This window comes from Paraneptunicella aestuarii (assembly GCF_019900845.1).
GTDB lineage: Bacteria > Pseudomonadota > Gammaproteobacteria > Enterobacterales > Alteromonadaceae > Paraneptunicella > Paraneptunicella aestuarii.
On sequence record NZ_CP074570.1, the window covers coordinates 3455632 to 3474715 of the forward strand.

A 19084-nucleotide genomic window follows, 5' to 3' on the forward strand; every position below is an offset into this window, starting at 1 on the left:
TACCATAGTGATATACGGCCTCAGATAGCGTTGAAAAATCGAAAGGTATTTGAACTTTCATGCTTTAACACTAATAATCCTATGCGATCTCAAGGCCATTCAATAACGATATAAAGAAGCAAACGGGGAACCTCCATGATGAAATTAAAGAATGTATTCATTACCGGTGCGGCCTCCGGCATAGGCAAAGCGACAGCGGAAAAGCTTTATGCGCAAGGTTGGAGCCTCGGGCTTCTGGATCAAAATATCGAACAACTTCAAACCCTCACACAGGAATGGGATAGCAAACGAATTTATTGTTATCACGCCGATATTACCGATGTAAGTGCTCTACAGGCTGCTATCAGTGATTTTTGTGGTCACTTTGATGATTGCCTGTCGGTGTTGATTAATAATGCCGGAATATTAAGAGTCGGTCGTTTTGAAGACGTTAGCCTGCAAGATCACAAATTAACAATTGATATAAATATCACAGGCACTATCAATCTGTGCCATATGGCATTTCCCTACTTACGTAAGTCAGGCAATGCCACCGTTATCAATTTGTCCTCTGCCAGCACGGTTTACGGCATACCCGAATTTAACAGCTATTCAGCCTCCAAATCGGCCATTAAAGCCTTTACCGAAGCGTTATCATTGGAATGGCGAGAATACGGAATTCGCGTTTGTGACGTGGTTCCGCCCTTCGTTGCTACCAACATGTTGGCCACTCAGAAGGCCGTTCCGCCTATCGTTAGCCGATTGGGCGTTGATGTCGTCGCAGAAGACGTTGCCGAGACTATTATCAGCCAAATTAACGGCTGGTTAATCCATCGTCCGGTAAGCGTTAAGTTTGGGCTGACTCATTTTCTCACTGAAATATTGCCGACATTTGTGCGTCGCCCAGCCATTCAATTTCTTAACCGACCAAGCTTCAAAGGGCTTGACCCCGTTCAGCACTGGATTTGTCGATTTATCGCAGCAGGCCCAGGTTTACATCGTTTTCCAGTACCTCAGATGCGCACTATTTATAAAACGCTGGACGCATTGCTCGGCCTGCCCGAAGAAACCCATGTTCAGGTAGAAGAACGCAGAATATCCGTCACCGACGAGCAACAATTAGGAATACGTATATACCGCCCGGTACAAGACCCCGCTCATACCAGTGCCAGCATGGTGTTTTTTCATGGTGGGGGATGCGTGATTGGCGATCTGGATACCCACGACAACTTCTGCCGCCAATTAAGCAAAAGCAGTAATATCAACGTTATTTCTGTCGGTTATCGCTTAGCACCGGAAGCCACGTTTCCTGCCGCTATAGTTGACGCGATTCATGCATGGAACTGGGTTTGTAAGCATACCGATGAACTACAAATTTCAGACCATAGTATCGGTATCGGCGGTGATAGTGCGGGAGGTTACATTAGCGCAGTAGTAGGGCGAAGATCGTTGCAAGACACGCTTTCCGTCCAGGTTGAACGCAAGCCAGATTACCAATTCATTATGTATCCGGTATTTGATTTTCGTTTTCAATCCGAAGCGCAAAAGCTCTACGGACAAGGGCTCATTCTTACCAGCAACATGATGAACCTGTTCCGTAATAGCTATCTAAACTCACCCGACGAAATTACCTTGCCGCAAGTGAGCCCTCTTTTAGATGAAGATGTGTCTGAATCTCCCGCGACCTTTATGGTCACAACGGAGTTCGATGTTTTACGTGATGATGGTCTGGCCTATGTGAAACTATTGAAAGATGCAGGTATAAAAGTCAAACATATACATCTGCAAGACAGCACTCACGGCTTTTTATCCATGGCTCGATTTAGCAAGGCTATTAAACGACATTTAAGTTCGATCTATCAGGAACTGGCGGAGTTTATTAATGATTAAAAATAGCAACTCTCGATTAAGTCAAACTATCCAGGCAACGTAGAATTCTATTTTTTTACATATTATTAAAAACTGTAAAAAAGAGGTTGGAAAAGCGACAAATTCCATTATTATAGGTGCGCTGAAATATTTTTTTACATTTATTAAACTGGACGAAGGAATCGTAAATGAAAAACATTTACCGTACTTTAGGGGTATTAGGAGCCTTAGCACTAGGCGGATGTGCATCCCATTCTAAAGATATCGCTGCGGCTTATGTATCGCCAATCGAATTTGAAAATCACTCCTGTGAACAACTAAGTGAAGAGTCTCGCCGAGTAAATCGCAGAGCCACTCAGTTAGCTGGAAATATCGATGAAACTGCAAGCAACGACAGCGTGCAAATGGGCGTTGGTCTAGTGTTGTTCTGGCCAGCATTATTCTTCCTTGATGGAGACGGCACTCAAGCCCAGGAATACGCTCGCTTAAAAGGCGAAATGGAAGCAATTGAAATCGCTTATTCAAAGAAAAGCTGCTCTAGCGCAGAAAAAGAAAGCTCAAAACAAGAAGGCTAAACTCAACTCATTCATGATGGGGAATTATTTTAAATTTCATTCTCCATCATGAATCATTAAATTACTCTTCATCTTCCTAAACACACTTTAGGTGTAAGTCAGAAACTCTCTGAGATCATCCCCTTCAAAAGCGGTATGCTCATTGAGTGACGCCAGATAAGGCTTACCTTTTGAAAGCACAATCTTGGTAATACCACAATTCACCAAGGTACGATTCATACGCATCAACTCAGTGTCATTGACTCCCAAACAGGCTTGCGAAATTAACGAAATAGGCCCGCCAGAAGTGAACACAAAAGCCTTTTGCTGAGACTGTAATTGCTCGCTTAATGTATTCAAACCTCCATGAACCCGCTGCTTAAACGCACTCCAGCTTTCAGGATAATCTCCGTCAAATTCACCACTCATCCAGCGGGCAATTGCCGATTCAAACATCAGCATAAACTGCTGTTTAGGGTTGGTGGCATCAGCCAGGTATTGTTTGGTGGAAGCAGGAGTCGCTAGCCGAGCATCAAAGGCCCCCAGAATGGCTTGATGATCATACTCATTCCAGTCTGGGGATGAAATCGTACTCGCCCCTATTCCGTCCCCAAACGCTTGTAACGCCTTATCTGCGGTTTGTTTATGGCGCAACATAGTACCGGTAATAACAACATTGGGAGCACGGGTTTTTGCCGCTAAGCTATGCCCAACCATTTCAGCTTGCTGATGCCCAAGCTCAGATAACTCATCATAGTTGTCTTTGCCAAAACTGGCTTGCCCGTGACGAACCAAATAAATAACAGCCATGCGCTTATCCTTGCTGACGAGTCACTTTCCACGCTCGCCAAATCAAATAATTCACAAAGATCCAAAAACGCTTATAGGCAGGGTTACGAGTTTGCTTGTGATGATATCGATAGTAAATCTGCTGCACGATAACGGCTAATCGGAACAAACCATAAGCTTCATAAAAGGTGAAATCTGACTTTTCGAACCCCATTTTCTGGCAGTAATAATCGATCACTTCATCACGAGTTAGCATACCCGTCAAATGAGTCGGTTGGCGTCGCATCATTTGTGCCAGAAAATCATCCTTAGGTTCTACCCAATAAGCCAAGGTGTTACCCAAATCCATCATGGGATCGCCCAGCGTCGCCATCTCCCAATCCAGTATGCCTAAAACATGAGAAATATCTTCAGGGTCGAGTACGGCATTATCGAAGCGAAAATCGTTGTGAATAATGCAAATACGCTCTTTGGTTGGCATATTTTGACGTAACCATTGAATGACGGATTTTCCCGAGGTGACATTCCAGGTTTTGGCTTTTTCATAGCGACCTATCCAACCTTCGATCTGTCTTTCAACGTAACCCGCTCCTTTACCAATATGCTCTAATCCAGCGCTCTGATAATCAACACTGTGCAGCTCAATCAGGCAATCCAGCACAGATTTACACATTTGGTTAATACTAATTGGATCGACTTCAATATCTTTAGGGAGATTCTTACGAGGTATCACCCCCGTAAGCTTTTCCATCAAATAAAACTCGGCACCAATCACGGTTTCATCTTCACAGAAAGCCAGCATTTGAGGCACATAGGGATAAACCGGTTTAAGCGCCTGTTGCAGCTTAAACTCTCGCCCCATGTCGTGAGCGCCTTTGGCTTTTGTTCCCGCAGGAGCTCGACGTAATATCAATTCTTTACCTGGGTAGCTCAGACAATATGTCCAATTGGACGCTCCTCCAGAATATTGCGTCACCACTGGTTCGTCTTGCAGCATGTCCGGGCTGACCCAACTGTGTTGTTCCGGATCCGCATAATGCTCACGCAGCCATTGTCTAAAACTGGTAGTATCAAGCTCTTCTCCAGTTCGAACCGAACCGGCTCTATCCAGCACCTTGGAATGATTTTCCATACTCTTCTTTGAATTCGTCTTTTCCAAAGTCTTATCAGACATTGCTTTTACCCTTGCGACGGAATTTGGTAGTTTGTTTGGTCATCATGTTCAAGTACCAAGATTCAGGCAACCAGCGCTTTAAACTAAAGACTCGTTTGCCTTCAGCGTGAGTCTGGATCATGAATTGGCCTTTCTGAACCGCCTTATAAGCGATATCGGCGACTTGATCAGCGTTAACACTGGAACGCTCCAGAAGCTTATTCACAACCTCTTTCATAACCGGATTGCCACTACGCACTGATTCATGAAGATTGGTTTTGAAAAATGCCGGGCACAACACACTCACGCCGATATTGTCATCAACCAATTCCAAGCGCATGGATTCTGAAAAACTCACCAACGCTGCTTTTACCGCACAGTAACTGCCCATTAAGGGCATAGGAGTAACGCCTGCTTGCGATGCCACATTGAGAAAGTAGCCATATCCCTGCTGTTTAAATACCGGGGCAAATACTTGGGTAAAGCGAACCGCACCAAACAGATTAATATCGAACACCCACTGCCATTGTTCCATGCTTTCGTCTTGCAGAGCACCGCCCGTTGCCACACCCGCATTGTTAACCACAATATCGACCCCACCCCATTGGGCAACAACCTGATCACGTACTGCCTCAATGTCACTTTGACGAGTAATATCACAATGCCAATACAGCACTTCCGAACCTTGCTTTCTTAACTCCTGAGCCGTCGCTTCTCCGCGCTCGTCATTGACATCAACGATGCATATTTTCACACCACCCTTTTTATCTCCTTCTCTGGCCCAACGTTGAGCTAATGCCTTACCTAAACCAGAGGCGCCACCGGTAATGAGAATTCGTGTTGGATTTGTCTTTGTCATAGGTATTTTTTCATTTCCAGTCGAGAAACCATGCCCATATGCACTTCGTCAGGCCCGTCGGCTAGTCGTAATGTTCTTGCCATAGTCGCGAAAAAGGCCAGAGGAAAATCACCGCTTACACCAGCTCCACCATGCATTTGTATCGCCATATCGACGACTGATTGCAACATATTCGGCACAACCACTTTGATAGCAGAAATCTCGGTCATCGCCTGTTTCACGCCCAAAGTATCAATTTTCCAGGCAGCATTGAGAGTTAATAATCGAGCTTGATCGATTGCCATTCTCGCTTGGGAAATGCGCTCCTGATTGCCACCTAACTTAATAATCGGCTTACCAAAGGCTTCACGAGACATGCCGCGCAAAATGGCTAATTGTAGAGAGCGTTCTGCTGCCCCAATCGCCCGCATACAATGATGAATGCGACCTGGCCCCAAGCGTCCTTGCGCAATCGCAAAGCCCTTACCCATACCCATAATCAAATTGCTCTTGGGAACTCGTACATTGTGCAGCGACATTTCGCCATGACCGTAAGGCGCGTCGTAATCATTACAGGCCGTGAGCATACGCTCAATTTTCACACCCGGCGTATTCAAAGGCACCAGCACCATGGCATGGCGACTGTGTTTCTCCGCTTCCGGGTTGGAAAGCCCCATGACAATAGCAATCTCGGCATTAGGATGACCAAGGCCGGTTGTCCACCATTTACGCCCATTCACCACCACTTCGTCACCGTCTTCTACGATAGTACAGGCCATGTTAGTGGCATCGGACGAAGCAACGTCGGGTTCAGTCATACCAAATACAGAACGGATTTTTCCAGCCAGCAATGGCTTTAGCCATTGTTCTTGTTGGGCTTTAGAGCCGAAGTGATAGAGCACTTCCATATTGCCCGTGTCGGGAGCATTACAATTGAATATTTCCGGCGCAAACATGCATTTGCCCATTTCTTCAGCCAAGGGAGCATAATCAACGCAGCTTAGTCCCTTGCCTAACTCGACATCCGGCAAAAACAGGTTCCACAATCCCTCTGCCTTGGCTTTTTCTTTCAGTACATTGATCTGAGGATGTACCTGCCATTTTTGCCAGTCACCATGATCATTCAACTTGTGATTTTCTTGTAACAACTGAGCTTCAACCGGGAACACATGCTGTTCCATAAAAGCTTTCACTCTTGCCAGATAATCCTGACATATTTCGCTATGCTCAAAATTCATCGTCTGTCTCGTATTAACGTGCTCTAGCCATATTAAAGGTTTTTGTTAATGAATAGAGTGAAATATACTATGAAACCATTATGAATCATTTTCACAATGAAAGAGAAAACTGAGGCAACGAATGCAACAACTCGATCTAAATCTGCTGAAAGTCTTCGAGAGCTTATACCGGGAACAGAATATGACCCGAACGGCAGATATTCTGAATATCACACCATCGGCAGTAAGCCACGCCGTTAAACGCCTAAGAGATTCATTGAACGACCCTCTATTTGTGCGTCAAGGCGCAAGTATGCAACCTACCCCGGCTTGTCGTCGAATTGCACCTCAACTGCTCGCCAACTTACATCAGCTCAGAAAAACCCTACAACAGTTGATGGATTTTGACCCTGCAACCACAGAGCAAACCTTTAATCTGGCGATTCATAGTGCGCTGGAACCTTTATTTATTCCTTATCTATACCCAGAGCTACATAAATTAGCCCCCAAAGCGACGCTTATTTGCAAGCCTCTAGACAGAAACAAACTACAAAGAGAAATGGCAGCCGGGCTGGTAGATGTTGCCATTGATGTCGCGCAACCCTTGGGCTCACCTATTCAGCACTTGCAGCTTTCCAGAGCGCCCTTTAGTGTTTTGATGAAACGAGCACATCCTTTAGCTAACGCACTGACGCAAGAGAATTATCTGGAAGCACAGCATATTGCCGTCTCCAATCGAGCCAAAGGCATGGTAATGGAAGATATCGCTTTGCAGCAGCAAGGGCTAATACGACACATAGCGATGCGCTGCCAAACCTTTCAAACCGCCTGCAAAATTGTAGAAAACAGTGAACTGTTGTTGACGCTGCCCGGCATCATCGCCCAACAAAATCTGAGCGAGCAATTAATTGTCACGCCTTTACATCTCTCACTCCCGGATATTGAAACTCACTTATATTGGCATGAAAACACCACCCACGATGCTTCGTTACAGTGGTTTAGGGAGCAAGTGCAAAAACAATGGGAAAGCGTTGATGATGGCGAATAACTCGGTGTAATTCCATCTTGGAGCTTATGAAGCTTGGAATTTATGAAGAGCGACGCTACAAAAATAAAGAGAATCAGGCAATAACGTGTAATCCATGCTGAACTCCGCCAAAATAGTCAAATTTCTTTTCAAAGAACAAAGTGCTCTTGATCTGCGCCACCAGGTGTACCGGATTCATCTGCATATAACAAATACATATAGTCCCTTTATGATTCGTTAAGCTAAAAACAAAATTTAAGAAGATAGAAAGGAGTAGGCGGAGGAAAGGGCAACAGCCCAGCAAACCACAATAAGGCAGCCTGCCAATCCAGATTGTTTCCAACCGCGAAAAAATTCTAGGAAAACACGATTAATATTGCAAGCACTATTTTTGTACGAAATATATGCCTCATTCACCTGAGTATTAAACCTCAGGAAGAGTCTTATTTCCGCTTCCCGAGGTTAGTATTCAAATCAAATATAATCCAAAAACCACTAAAACTTACTCCGCAAAATGCGCAGCCAATTCCTCGCTGCCACCAATATGCTTACCGCCAATGAAAACTTGCGGTACAGTTTCGCGTCCAGTCACGGCCTTTAATGAGGTTAAAGTGGCGTCTTTACCTAATACAATCTCTTCATAACGAACGCCTTTTTCATCCAATAAAGCTTTTGCTCTGGTGCAGTAACCACAACCCGGCTTGGTAAAGATAGACACAGGCTCGGGTGCTTTTGCTTGTGGATTTATGTAATGCAACATGGTGTCAGCGTCTGACACCTCAAACGGATCGCCTGCTACATCAGGTTCGATAAACATTTTTTCAATCACACCATCTTTCACCAACATGGAATAGCGCCAGCTACGCTCGCCGAAGCCCAAATCCTGCTTGTCGACCAGCATCCCCATTCCTCGTGTAAAGTCGCCATTGCCATCAGGGATCAATGTCACATTGTCTGATTCCTGATCGGCTGCCCAAGCGTTCATAACAAAGGTGTCGTTTACGGAAACACAGACAATTTCATCAACACCATTTTGCTTGAAGGTGTCTGCCAATTCGTTAAAACGTGGCAAATGGGTAGATGAACAGGTTGGGGTAAAAGCGCCCGGCAAAGAAAACAAAACCACTGTGCGCCCGTTAAAAATGTCGTCGGTTGTACGCAATTTCCATTCATTGTTGTCTCGGATTTTAAACACGACACGCGGTACAACTTGACCTTCTCTGTTTTGTAATTTCTGACTCATAATCACTTCCTCTAAAAACGGATAATTAAATTGAATAGGTTTTACTTAACTGCTGGAGACAAGTTTAGGAGAATAAGAAATTTATAAAAAATGATTAAAACACATCATCAAAATCTATTTATTAGATTAATAAGCTAGAAAGGCAAAAAGAATGAGAAATTGAACGTAATGGAAAGCAATTCAATGTATGAATCAAAACAACTACATGTGATTGCGGTCAAGCCACCAGCCCATTACACTAGCTCTCAAACAGGCCAAATTTAGGTCGCAAACACAGTAAAGTCATGAGCACAGTCATCACAGACATATCAAGCTTAGTCGGATTTCATCTTTGTAAGCGACTGCTTGCCAAAGGTGAGAATGTTATTGGGGTGTACTCAGGTGAAAACGCATCAGGCTCTGAGAGCAATCGCTCAAACAAAAGCTCTTATAGAATCAATGCGTTACGTAACAGTGCCAATGCCCATCACTTGCAACTACATGAACTGGATTTATTGCAAACGTCACCCATTGAAGCAGTATTAGCGCAACATCAGCCAGCCACCGTTATCCATTTAAGCGAATTTAGCAACAGTATCCATAATGCCCAGCAGGTACTTTGCAAAACCATGAACGTGTTGCATGCTTGCCATCAAAACCAGATCCAACATTGCATTCTTAATTCCAGTAGCGACGTGTATTTGCCTCACTTGCATAACAGTATGTCGGTTCATGAACTGGCTGAACATCCACATTCTATTGTTGGTGCGACTGCACGTTCAAATGAACTGTTTGCTCACAGCATAAGCCATACACACCAACTTCCTTGCACGATTGTTCGATTATTTGAAGTCTACGGGGAAGAGGCTGACAGTTCGAATCTGGTGCAAAGGTTTTGGGATCTCATTCAACGAGGTGAAGACGTTAATATCTCGACTTATCTAGGCGTTGAGTTCGACTTCACTTATGTCGACGATGTTTGCAATACGCTGCTAAGGCTAATGGAACACCCGGCAAAACCCGACCCGGAATGGCTTCCTGACGATGAACACCTCAACAGCAGTGATGCGCCCTGGAGGATATACAACAGCGGCACGGGTGTGGGAACAGATGTATTAGGGTTAGTCGAGCTGTTGGAAGTCGTTCTGGAAAAGAAAGCCAGTATAAAAGCATCCAGTGAAGTTCAAACGGTAAAAACTGAGATACCATTCAAACAACTGGCAGATAATACCGAGCTATTGCAAGAAACTGGATATCAACCCAGAACCACTCTGAGAGAAGGCTTGGCAAATATGAAACAAGCCCTATCTTCTCTTTAACTTGCTTATCTTTAACCTGAATCTCTTTAACCTAAGAACATTACCCAAAGCATGACTTCGTTAATCAAACTGATCCTGACACTTGCCCTGATATTCATCAGTATCTTTCTACTGCTGAACACAACGGGCATAGTCACGCTGGACAAGATCAAGGTCTGGCTATCTGTTGCTCAGAATATCTCACCGGTTTATGTGGTCGCTCTTGTGGTTGGGTTGCTGATTGTGGATTTAATCATTTCAGTGCCAACACTGGCACTGACCATACTCAGCGGTTTCTTCCTTGGCGCGGCGATGGGAGCAAGTGCCGCCATTGCGGGGTTGTTATTGTCGGGTTCACTGGGATATTGGCTGAGCTACCACTACGGTGAGCGCTACCTGGGTTGGGTGCTGAAACATCCAGAAGCCCGACAGGAAGCAACACAAAGTTTTGAGAAGCATGGCACGACGATGATTTTTCTGTCTCGTGCAGTGCCTATGCTACCGGAAATATCAGCCTGTATGGCTGGCGTAACCAGAATGCCCTATCGAAAGTTCATTGCGGCCTGGCTAGTGGGATGTGTACCTTATTGCATCATCGCCAGTTACGCAGGCTCTATCAGTACAATTGAAAACCCAACTCCCGCGATCATCGGCGCCGTTGCCTTGATGACCAGCCTTTGGCTTGGCTGGTTATATTTCAAGAAGCGACAGTAAACAGGTCTCTCTAGTAAACACTGCTTCTAATTCTGTTTCACTATCTCTTTAATGATATTGGTGGTCGAAATACCGTCTTCAAAATTAAGCACTTTGACCTCACCGCCATTGGCGACAACCTGCTTGCCACCCGCAATGTCTTCAGGCTTGTAATCACCGCCTTTCACCAGAAGGTCAGGCAGGATCTCGCTAATTAAGCGCTCAGGGGTTTCCTCACCAAAAGGCACAACCCAATCGACAGACGCCAAAGCAGACAATACCGACATACGGCGCTCAAGGTTATTGATTGGACGACCAGCACCTTTCAATTTCTTCACCGACTCATCACTGTTCACAGCAACAATCAGGCGATTACCCAACTTTGCCGCGTTTTCCAGATAAGACACATGCCCTGAGTGTAGAATATCGAAACAACCATTGGTCATGACAATCCTCTCACCCCGAAGTTTAGCTGTTCTGACAGCAATTTTAAGCTGCTCTTCAGTCATTACACCCAGGCCGATATCTGTGTCCATGCTCACGGCATGTGCTAACTCATTTACATTGACGGTTGAAGTACCTAACTTGCCAACCACAACGCCTGCGGCAGCATTAGCCAATACACATGCGTCGGGTAACGAAGCGCCCGATGCCAGGGAAGCGGCAAGCGCAGCAACCACAGTGTCCCCAGCTCCGGTTACGTCATAAACTTCTTTGGCTTTCGCTGGTAAATGCAGCTCGGGCTGGTCGCGCTGAATCAAGGTCATACCATGTTCAGAACGTGTCACCAGCAAGGCTTGTAAATCCAAATCCTGGATCAGCTTTTGTGCCTTGGCAACAATACTGTCTTCATCCAGGCACACGCCCACTACGCCCTGAAACTCGCTCATATTCGGCGTTAGCAGTGTCGCTCCACGATAACGAGCAAAGTCAGTACCTTTAGGATCAACAACAACCGGAATATTCTTTTCTTTCGCTAATTGAATAAAGGTTTGTGGCTCACTTAAGCAGCCCTTGGCGTAATCCGATAAAACCAATGCACCTGCAGAAGCGAGCTGTTGTTGTGCTAAAGCCAAAAGAGGCTGTTTACTGATGTGCTGGAAATTCTGTTCGAAATCGAGGCGGATCAGTTGCTGATTGCGGCTTAAAATCCGCAGTTTGGTGATGGTCTCCTGACCTTCAACCTGATCAAAGAAACACTCAATACCGACAGAGCCTAAAACCTGTTGCAGCGTTTGTGCAGCTTCATCCTTACCACATAAGCCCCCCACAGCAACCTTTGCGCCCAAAGCAGCAATATTCAGTGCCACGTTAGCAGCGCCGCCCGGACGTTCTTCTGAACCTTCAATCTTAACAACGGGTACCGGCGCTTCTGGTGAAATTCTGCTGGTGGGCCCCAACCAATACCTGTCTAACATAATGTCGCCGACAACAACTACATTCGCTTTTGAAAACACAGGTATTTGCATTGTGGAACCACGCTTTATCTGGAAAATCGGAAATACTTAACCTGAGCTGCACATAAGAAAACGCTCAAAATAGAAAGATAAATATTTATATTTCAATAAATTACAAATTAAGTTTCTATTATATGGCTGCAAAGCATTTTGTGCTGAGCTACTTTTCTGTGAATTCGAGGCAAATTTACACGCCAATAGCCAGCCTATTGCAAGTAAATTTAACGAAGAAGTCGCTGAAAATAGCCATCTCAAAACGTTTTCTTATGCGCAGTTCAGGTTACTTCAATGCGGGAAGTTTACCACGGGAACAGAAGGACTCAACGCCCGTTGGAAAAATACCGATCCAGCTCAGGAACACAAACGCTGTTCGCCTTTACCCTGAAATAAAGCAGGCAACGCCAGTAAACGATGCTGATTTCCCTGATAACAGCTATTCAGAATATCCTGTGCCCACGACGGTAATTCATCACTCATTTGGTAATACAACCAAAGCTCGTGACGATTCTCCTTCACAATTCCTTTATTGCGTAACAGCACCAGGTGTCGAGAGACTGTCGATAACTTTTCATTTAATACTTCGGCTAGCTCGCATGAACACAGTTCCCCCTTATTACTGTTGTGCATAAGCAACAAAACAAGATTAAGGCGAACAGGATCTGCCAGACAACGAAAAAAATGCTCGGTTTGCATCTTCATTTTTCAATAACCGTTAATCATCATTCCAAATGTGAGAGCCAGCGATTGTCACTTGCGATAATTCCGGTGCGATAGCGCCAGAAAGAGTCAACTTTAGAAGGCCCTCGGGTAAATTTGGTATCTAAAATTACCGAAACGCTACCCGAGTTTTATGAAACTTATATGAAAATATGTGAGAGAGCCTGTCACATTAGGTTAAAAAGCCTTTGAGAATAAGGGCAATACCGATGCTAATCGCCATTTCAATACTGGCAACACCAATATTATGTTGCTGATCAATTTCCTGAACCAAATCCACTTTCATCAAAATCAAGCGTTTAGAAATCGAAACCAGAATGGTCAAAATACCGGTTAATGCTAAACCAACAACCAACCAGCTAGTCAGATTACTCACATAACCAACGGGATTATAAACAAGCAAATTACCCGTGGCTGTCACCACCACGGCCGTTCCCAACATATGTCCAGAATGTTGAATGGCTGTTGCCATCTGGCCTTTTTCCAACGAGCTTTGTAACGACCCGACTCGATTATTCTCAGTAAAACGACGCTCATAGATACGTGTCATGGTTAATAGAATGGCTTGAGCCACCAGGAAGCCCGAAAACACCGCAACAAAGGCATTAACGTCAATACCTTTCACCCATAGCATGACGCTCTGAACAACCAAAGCAATAGCGATGGAACTTGATGCATCGACCATTGCCACGGCAACGTTACGATCCTGAATATGAAACTCTTTATCCAGCCGATTCAAAATCAACTTATCGTGCGCATAGCGACCAATTTTTATCAAGACAATACCAACCACACCATAAACAATCATGGTAAGAGCCGAATCAGTAAAACTGTTGGTGACCGAGTTAATAACGCCACCGACAAGCACGATAGATAGCCCCAACAAACGCCCGGCGACACTAATGCCATAGGCAAAATTATCGCGCTTTATGAGTTCTTTATCGTTGGAGGAGGAGGTTAAAAGCGAAGACATCCAGCGCATTGCAATTAGCAATACTATGGCGATCACCATATCAATAGCGAAATACCAGCCTAAATCGGAAGGTAATGGAATAAGGTTGACGAGAGCACCCATAACTACTTAACTTTATTGTTCTTTTTACATAAAGAATAGGTTCTTTTGATTTAAGTAGCTCACGCTTCGAGTGTCAAATAGATTCTCGAATTAAATGAAATAATTAGAGTAATTTCATTGATTTAGAGCAATTGCCTTGTGAGATAGACCGTAAAAATAAAATCCGGGTAATATAAGCAAGCTCACAAATCCAGGTTAACTTAGCGACGGATGTTCACTCCATGCAGGAAATCATCAATAAAACATCAGAGCAGTATTGGCACAAATTAACAGAAGTTGCTGAGTTATCTCAGTTTGATATTCAGTCCCAATATGAAATAAAACGCACTCTGGGGCTCAGTGATTTTATCGCCGAACAGGTTATCAGACACCCTGAATGGCTCGAATTAGCGTTATTGCCAAGCCCTGAGTTAACCAGTAAAGCGGCTTATCAAGCATCACTCATTGAGCAATTAAACAGAACATCGTCGGAAACCGAAGCGCAATCCATTATTCGTCGCTTCCGACACAGGCACATGGTACATATTGCCTGGCTGGATCTGAACAATAAGCAGGATATCAAAACCTCGCTGCAACAAGTGTCAGACTTAGCCGATGCAATTATTGTCGCCACCTATCATTGGCTCTACACCTTGATGAGCGAAAAGTATGGCACGCCACAGGGCGAACATGGCGACCAGCCCTTGCTGATCATTGCCATGGGAAAACTGGGTGGCAGAGAGTTAAACTTTTCTTCAGATATCGACCTGATATTTACCTACCCGGAAGTAGGCGAAACCTCGGGTGGCAGAAAGCCGCTGGAAAACCAGACCTTTTTTACTCGTCTTGGGCAAAAACTCATCACCGCATTGAATCAAACCACGGTGGACGGACAAGCATTCCGTGTCGATATGCGCCTGCGCCCCTTCGGGGACAGCGGCCCCTTAGTAACGCATTTCGCCGCATTGGAAGATTATTATCAGGAACAAGGCCGGGAATGGGAACGTTACGCCATGGTGAAAGCTCGCGTGTTAAATGACGAGACACCTTACGCAGACAATCTCAATACCATCCTCAAGCCATTTGTATTTAGGCGATACATCGACTTTGGCGTGATTGATTCTCTGCGCCAAATGAAACAACTCATTCAACAGGAAGTACGCCGAAGAAAACTCAACAACAATATCAAGCTGGGTAAAGGCGGCATTCGTGAAGTGGAATTCATTGTGCAATGTTTCCAGCTTATTCGAGGTGGCAGGGAAACCGAATTACAAGGTAAAAGCCTATTGCAGACGCTAAAGCAGATAGGTACAAACAACATACTTCCAGCCGACATTGCAGAGCAACTTGAAACCGAATACCTGTACTTAAGAAAAATAGAACACTGCCTACAACAATTTGCCGATAAGCAAACCCAGGATTTACCTCTTGAAGCACTGAACCAACAGCGCCTTGCGGAAGTCATGGGAAAAACAGATTTTTTTGAATTACTGCAACAAATCGATCAATGCATGGCATTCATCGGTGAACAGTTTGAACAAATCATCGGCGATAGTGAAGAAGATGAGGATGATAGTAGCCTCAATCAATTAAAAGACCTGTGGACACTGGAATTAGCCAAAGAAGAAGCCACAGAGTTATTGCAAGGATTACTACCAGAATCTCAGCAAGAAACGTGCATAGAACTGGTTCAGAGCTTCCAGCAAGATGTTGCCAAAAAACCTATAGGCACTCGCGGAGCCGACACTCTAGACAAACTAATTCCAGCTTTGTTGTTACAGGTTATCGAACACGCTCCGGAAAAAATATCAGATTTATTACCCAGAGTGTTTAATGTAGTTAATGCCATTCTGCAACGAACGGCCTATCTGGAATTACTGGTTGAAAACAAAGGGGCTCTGAATCAACTGGTAAAACTCTGTGATGCCAGTTTGTGGATAGCTCAACAAATTCAGCAATTTCCCATCTTGCTGGATGAATTGCTTGATCCTTCTTCTCTGTACAACCCCACTCCCACGTCACAATTTGCCGCCATGCTAAGGCAGACCTTGTTGCGCGTGCCTCAAGACGATTTAGAACTACAAATGGAAACCCTGCGCCAATTCAAACTCAGCCAGCAACTACGTATTGCAGCCGCGGACGTTACGGGTGTGTTGCCAGTGATGAAAGTCAGTGATCATCTCACCGCATTAGCTGAGACCATCATTGCGGAAACCGTACAAATGGCATGGCAACAAATGACTGAGCGCTATGGCTACCCAGACGGAGCCAGTGATGAAAACAAGTTATTCGCTATCGTAGCCTACGGCAAACTGGGCGGTATCGAGTTAGGTTATGGTTCAGACCTGGATCTGGTGTTCCTGCATCAATGCGATAGCAATGCCGATACCAACGGTAAAAAGAGCATAGAGTCGCGACAGTTCTATATCAAACTGACTCAGCGTATTGTGCATATATTCACCACCAAAACCATGTCTGGCGACTTGTACGAAGTCGATATGCGATTACGCCCATCCGGTAACTCAGGGCTATTGGTCTCGCACATCAATGCCTTTGAACAATACCAGCATGAAGAAGCCTGGACATGGGAACATCAAGCTTTGGTAAGAAGCCGATTCATTTATGGTGACACTGAATTACAGAAACGCTTTTTATCAATACGTTCAAAGATTTTGCGCAAACCCAGAACCCTGCCCGAACTACAAAAAGACATCACTGAAATGCGAGAAAAGATGCGCCAGCACTTGAATAAAGGCAATGTCGGGCAATTCGATTTGAAGCAGGACATCGGCGGCATCGCCGACATTGAATTTTTAGTGCAGTATTGGGTGTTAGCTCATAGTCATCAACATGCTGAGCTGGTTCAATGGTCGGATAATGTTCGTATACTCGCTCAGCTTGCAGAGCTGAACATCATCTCTCAGGCACAACAGGCCATATTGAATGACAGCTACCTGGCTTACCGAAATTTTGGTCATCGTTTGGCATTAGAATCCTTGTCGGCACTGGACAATTCGCAGCAATTCCAGCAACAGAGAAGTGAAGTGGAAACGATTTGGAAGAGTACATTTCAATAAGATCCGGCTTTTCCCGGACTTATTGAGCGCCCTCCATGTTTGAAATGGGATGATTGCGCTGAAACAAGAAAAGCTGTCGATTAACCATTATCCGGCCCGGCAGCAACACAGAATTTATTGAGATATTCGGATTCTTTTTCAGTGATAACCAAAGAACGATTCTTCGGGCAAACATAAGCTCGCACAGTGCCATTAAAGTTACTATCAACGGTGCGAGCTATTTTGTGCAGAGAACCCACAATGGTATCATCCATCTGGAAATGATCCTTAACGATAAAATCCTGATCCAGTTCCCAAATGACTTGCATCCCTTCTTTTTGAGCAAATAAAGTAATGGCTTCACGCAATGTGGTTCCGGCTTCAAACGTACGATACTTATGTTCCCCAACCCATCTTCCTGTAACAGGCTGCTGAGTGCTCTCCATGTCTTTCAAACGTTCAGTGAGAGGGCGTTCTTCCGAGTCATTTAATTGCATCACAAAATCACTCACCTCTTCTTCAACTGGTTTGGTTTGTGATTTTCGATAGTCACTATAAAAATTGCTCATGTTGCTGGAAATACTTTTGGCTTTTTCTGCACCTACAGCCTGAGGAGTCTTTTCTCTTGAACTCTGTAGCATAATCACGGTTACAGCAACCACGATTAATACCAAGGCGAGCCCAACATGACGAGCCCAGAACATTGCATTTGAAACCGGTTTACCTGCCATTACCTAACTCTTTATCTAACTCTTCACCTAACGTCTTCATACCTTACGTACTTCACGTAAATGCATTGCCATTAAAAAATATAAAACTTCTTTATATCTGATCCTAAAAAAACTGACTAGTTCAATTAATGCTCGAATGTATTTGAAAACATACCAAATCAGATGCCTGAAAAATCATTTTTTCAGGTTGTCATACCGTGATGGCGCATCAGCATCTTGCCGGGTTTTATAGCGCTTATGCATCCAAAGATACTGTTCTGGTGCCTCCATAATCAGTTCTTCTACACGCTCGTTAATTTTACGAGCATTTATCTTATCGTCTTGATCAGGAAAATCCTTTAATCCCGGGGAGTATTTAATAACATATCCTTTATCGTCCCGGAATGAATTTATAAACACGGTTTCACAATTTGAACGCTGTACAATAATCACCGGGCCTAAAGTAGTCGCAACATCTTGCACCGCAAATAACGGAGCAAAAGCACTGTTATGTGGGCCATAATCCTGATCCGGCAGGTAAAATGTCACTTCCCCATCATCTAGCGCTTTAAATAGAGACTTAAGATCTCGTTTACTAATGAGATAATTGTTAGAACGAGCCCGACCACGATACTGCAAAAACTCCATCACCGGATTATCATGAGGCCGATAAAAACCAACCGAAGGTTTCTGCAAGCCCGCAACACGACATCCCACTTCAAGCGTCATATTATGTACAGCAAGCCCCAAAACGCCTTTACCTTTGGCGAGAACGGCTTCCACATGTTCATAGCCTTCTATGCGGCTAATGCCTTTTATGCGCCAATCGGGCCACCACCACCCCATCATGGTTTCAACCATCGCCATACCAGCATTTTCCAAATTGGCAGCTAACATGGCTTCACGTTCTTTTTCCGGCATGTCAGGGAAACTAAGTTCAATATTGCGTCTAGCAATGGCCACTCGCTTTTTTCCCAATTTACCTAGCAATTTCCCCAATCCTTTACCAATTAACTTTAAAACGGGATATGGCAACCAGGAAATCAAATAAGCAATAGCAATAAAAAACCATAGCAACCAATATTTTGGATGTAATAATTTCAACTCAAATGGCGGAGCTTCCAGACGCAATTAACACCTCATCACTAGCAGGTTATCGGAAAAAGCGCCCATCATACGTGATAGAGACGCGCAGCAACAACTCTGATGAATATATCTATTCAGGTTTATTACCAAATTTTATTTATGGTTCCTATACTTAGAATTTACTCGAGTTAAATTTAGTAATAAAAGAGACCGATGAGAATGTCAGTTTCTATTTCTTTAAATAATCGGTTTTGATAGCCTTGCAAATTGGAAACAAGCTTCAATGCCGATACTGAAGATAATAAACAAAATAAAAAAACAGGTTCCCCGTCTCGTAACGGGACTCATGGTATATGATGGAGCCC

16 protein-coding genes are annotated in these 19084 nt (G+C 44.3%); 6 read left to right on the forward strand and 10 right to left on the reverse strand.

Annotated elements, in window-relative coordinates; genetic code table 11:
* Positions 1-135 precede the first annotated feature (135 nt).
* A complete protein-coding gene (locus KIH87_RS13105) occupies positions 136-1869 on the forward strand; it encodes an SDR family oxidoreductase (RefSeq protein ID WP_232358315.1) in 1734 nt (577 codons plus the stop codon).
* Positions 1870-2036: 167 nt separating this feature from the next.
* Complete coding sequence (locus tag KIH87_RS13110; RefSeq protein WP_232358316.1) at positions 2037-2423, forward strand: hypothetical protein; 387 nt, start codon at positions 2037-2039, stop codon at positions 2421-2423.
* Between the two features lie 87 nt (positions 2424-2510).
* Here KIH87_RS13110 and KIH87_RS13115 read toward each other — a convergent pair whose 3' ends face one another.
* From KIH87_RS13115 to KIH87_RS13130, 4 genes are read right to left on the reverse strand one after another with little or no spacing between them, the layout of a single operon-like run.
* A complete protein-coding gene (locus tag KIH87_RS13115) occupies positions 2511-3212 on the reverse strand; it encodes a histidine phosphatase family protein (RefSeq protein ID WP_232358317.1) in 702 nt (233 codons plus the stop codon).
* A gap of 4 nt (positions 3213-3216) precedes the next feature.
* Positions 3217-4365, reverse strand: a complete 1149-nt coding sequence (locus KIH87_RS13120; protein ID WP_408635746.1) for a phosphotransferase family protein — start codon at positions 4363-4365, stop codon at positions 3217-3219.
* Positions 4358-5203 (reverse strand): SDR family oxidoreductase, encoded by an 846-nt coding sequence (locus tag KIH87_RS13125; protein ID WP_232358318.1) that lies wholly within the window; start codon positions 5201-5203, stop codon positions 4358-4360. The genes KIH87_RS13120 and KIH87_RS13125 overlap by 8 nt, the downstream gene beginning before the upstream one ends.
* Positions 5200-6420: an acyl-CoA dehydrogenase family protein gene (locus KIH87_RS13130; RefSeq protein WP_232358319.1), complete on the reverse strand. Its 1221-nt coding sequence runs from the start codon at positions 6418-6420 to the stop codon at positions 5200-5202. Before KIH87_RS13130 ends, KIH87_RS13125 begins: the two co-directional genes overlap by 4 nt.
* Positions 6421-6541: 121 nt before the next feature.
* Between KIH87_RS13130 and KIH87_RS13135 the strand changes: the two genes are divergently transcribed.
* Positions 6542-7447, forward strand: coding sequence for a LysR family transcriptional regulator (locus tag KIH87_RS13135; protein WP_232358320.1), 906 nt, complete (start codon positions 6542-6544; stop codon positions 7445-7447).
* A 481-nt stretch (positions 7448-7928) separates the two neighbouring features.
* Here KIH87_RS13135 and KIH87_RS13140 read toward each other — a convergent pair whose 3' ends face one another.
* Entirely contained in the window at positions 7929-8669 is a 741-nt protein-coding gene (locus KIH87_RS13140; RefSeq protein ID WP_232358321.1) for a glutathione peroxidase, read from the reverse strand.
* A gap of 284 nt (positions 8670-8953) precedes the next feature.
* Here KIH87_RS13140 and KIH87_RS13145 point away from each other — a divergent pair, with 284 nt between their 5' ends.
* Entirely contained in the window at positions 8954-9967 is a 1014-nt protein-coding gene (locus tag KIH87_RS13145) for an NAD-dependent epimerase/dehydratase family protein (protein WP_232358322.1), read from the forward strand.
* A gap of 51 nt (positions 9968-10018) precedes the next feature.
* Positions 10019-10660 (forward strand): TVP38/TMEM64 family protein, encoded by a 642-nt coding sequence (locus KIH87_RS13150; protein ID WP_232358323.1) that lies wholly within the window; start codon positions 10019-10021, stop codon positions 10658-10660.
* Between the two features lie 26 nt (positions 10661-10686).
* Here KIH87_RS13150 and hldE read toward each other — a convergent pair whose 3' ends face one another.
* The 3 genes from hldE to KIH87_RS13165 form a co-directional block, all read right to left on the reverse strand.
* Positions 10687-12108 carry a bifunctional D-glycero-beta-D-manno-heptose-7-phosphate kinase/D-glycero-beta-D-manno-heptose 1-phosphate adenylyltransferase HldE gene (gene hldE / locus KIH87_RS13155; RefSeq protein WP_232358324.1) on the reverse strand — a complete coding sequence of 474 codons (1422 nt, stop codon included), beginning with the start codon at positions 12106-12108 and terminating at the stop codon, positions 10687-10689.
* Between the two features lie 339 nt (positions 12109-12447).
* The gene (locus KIH87_RS13160; protein ID WP_232358325.1) at positions 12448-12795 is read right to left on the reverse strand and encodes a metalloregulator ArsR/SmtB family transcription factor; all 348 of its coding nucleotides are present in this window, start codon (positions 12793-12795) and stop codon (positions 12448-12450) included.
* A gap of 190 nt (positions 12796-12985) precedes the next feature.
* Positions 12986-13888 (reverse strand): DUF350 domain-containing protein, encoded by a 903-nt coding sequence (locus tag KIH87_RS13165; protein WP_232358326.1) that lies wholly within the window; start codon positions 13886-13888, stop codon positions 12986-12988.
* 221 nt (positions 13889-14109) lie between these two features.
* On the opposite strand from KIH87_RS13165, the gene glnE reads away from it, so the two are divergent.
* Positions 14110-16944 (forward strand): bifunctional [glutamate--ammonia ligase]-adenylyl-L-tyrosine phosphorylase/[glutamate--ammonia-ligase] adenylyltransferase, encoded by a 2835-nt coding sequence (gene glnE / locus KIH87_RS13170; RefSeq protein WP_232358327.1) that lies wholly within the window; start codon positions 14110-14112, stop codon positions 16942-16944.
* A gap of 80 nt (positions 16945-17024) precedes the next feature.
* Here glnE and KIH87_RS13175 read toward each other — a convergent pair whose 3' ends face one another.
* Together KIH87_RS13175 and lpxL are read right to left on the reverse strand one after the other, a co-directional pair.
* Complete coding sequence (locus KIH87_RS13175) at positions 17025-17654, reverse strand: TcpQ domain-containing protein (RefSeq protein ID WP_232358328.1); 630 nt, start codon at positions 17652-17654, stop codon at positions 17025-17027.
* 174 nt (positions 17655-17828) lie between these two features.
* The gene (gene lpxL / locus KIH87_RS13180) at positions 17829-18764 is read right to left on the reverse strand and encodes an LpxL/LpxP family Kdo(2)-lipid IV(A) lauroyl/palmitoleoyl acyltransferase (RefSeq protein WP_232358329.1); all 936 of its coding nucleotides are present in this window, start codon (positions 18762-18764) and stop codon (positions 17829-17831) included.
* Positions 18765-19084: the final 320 nt, after the last annotated feature.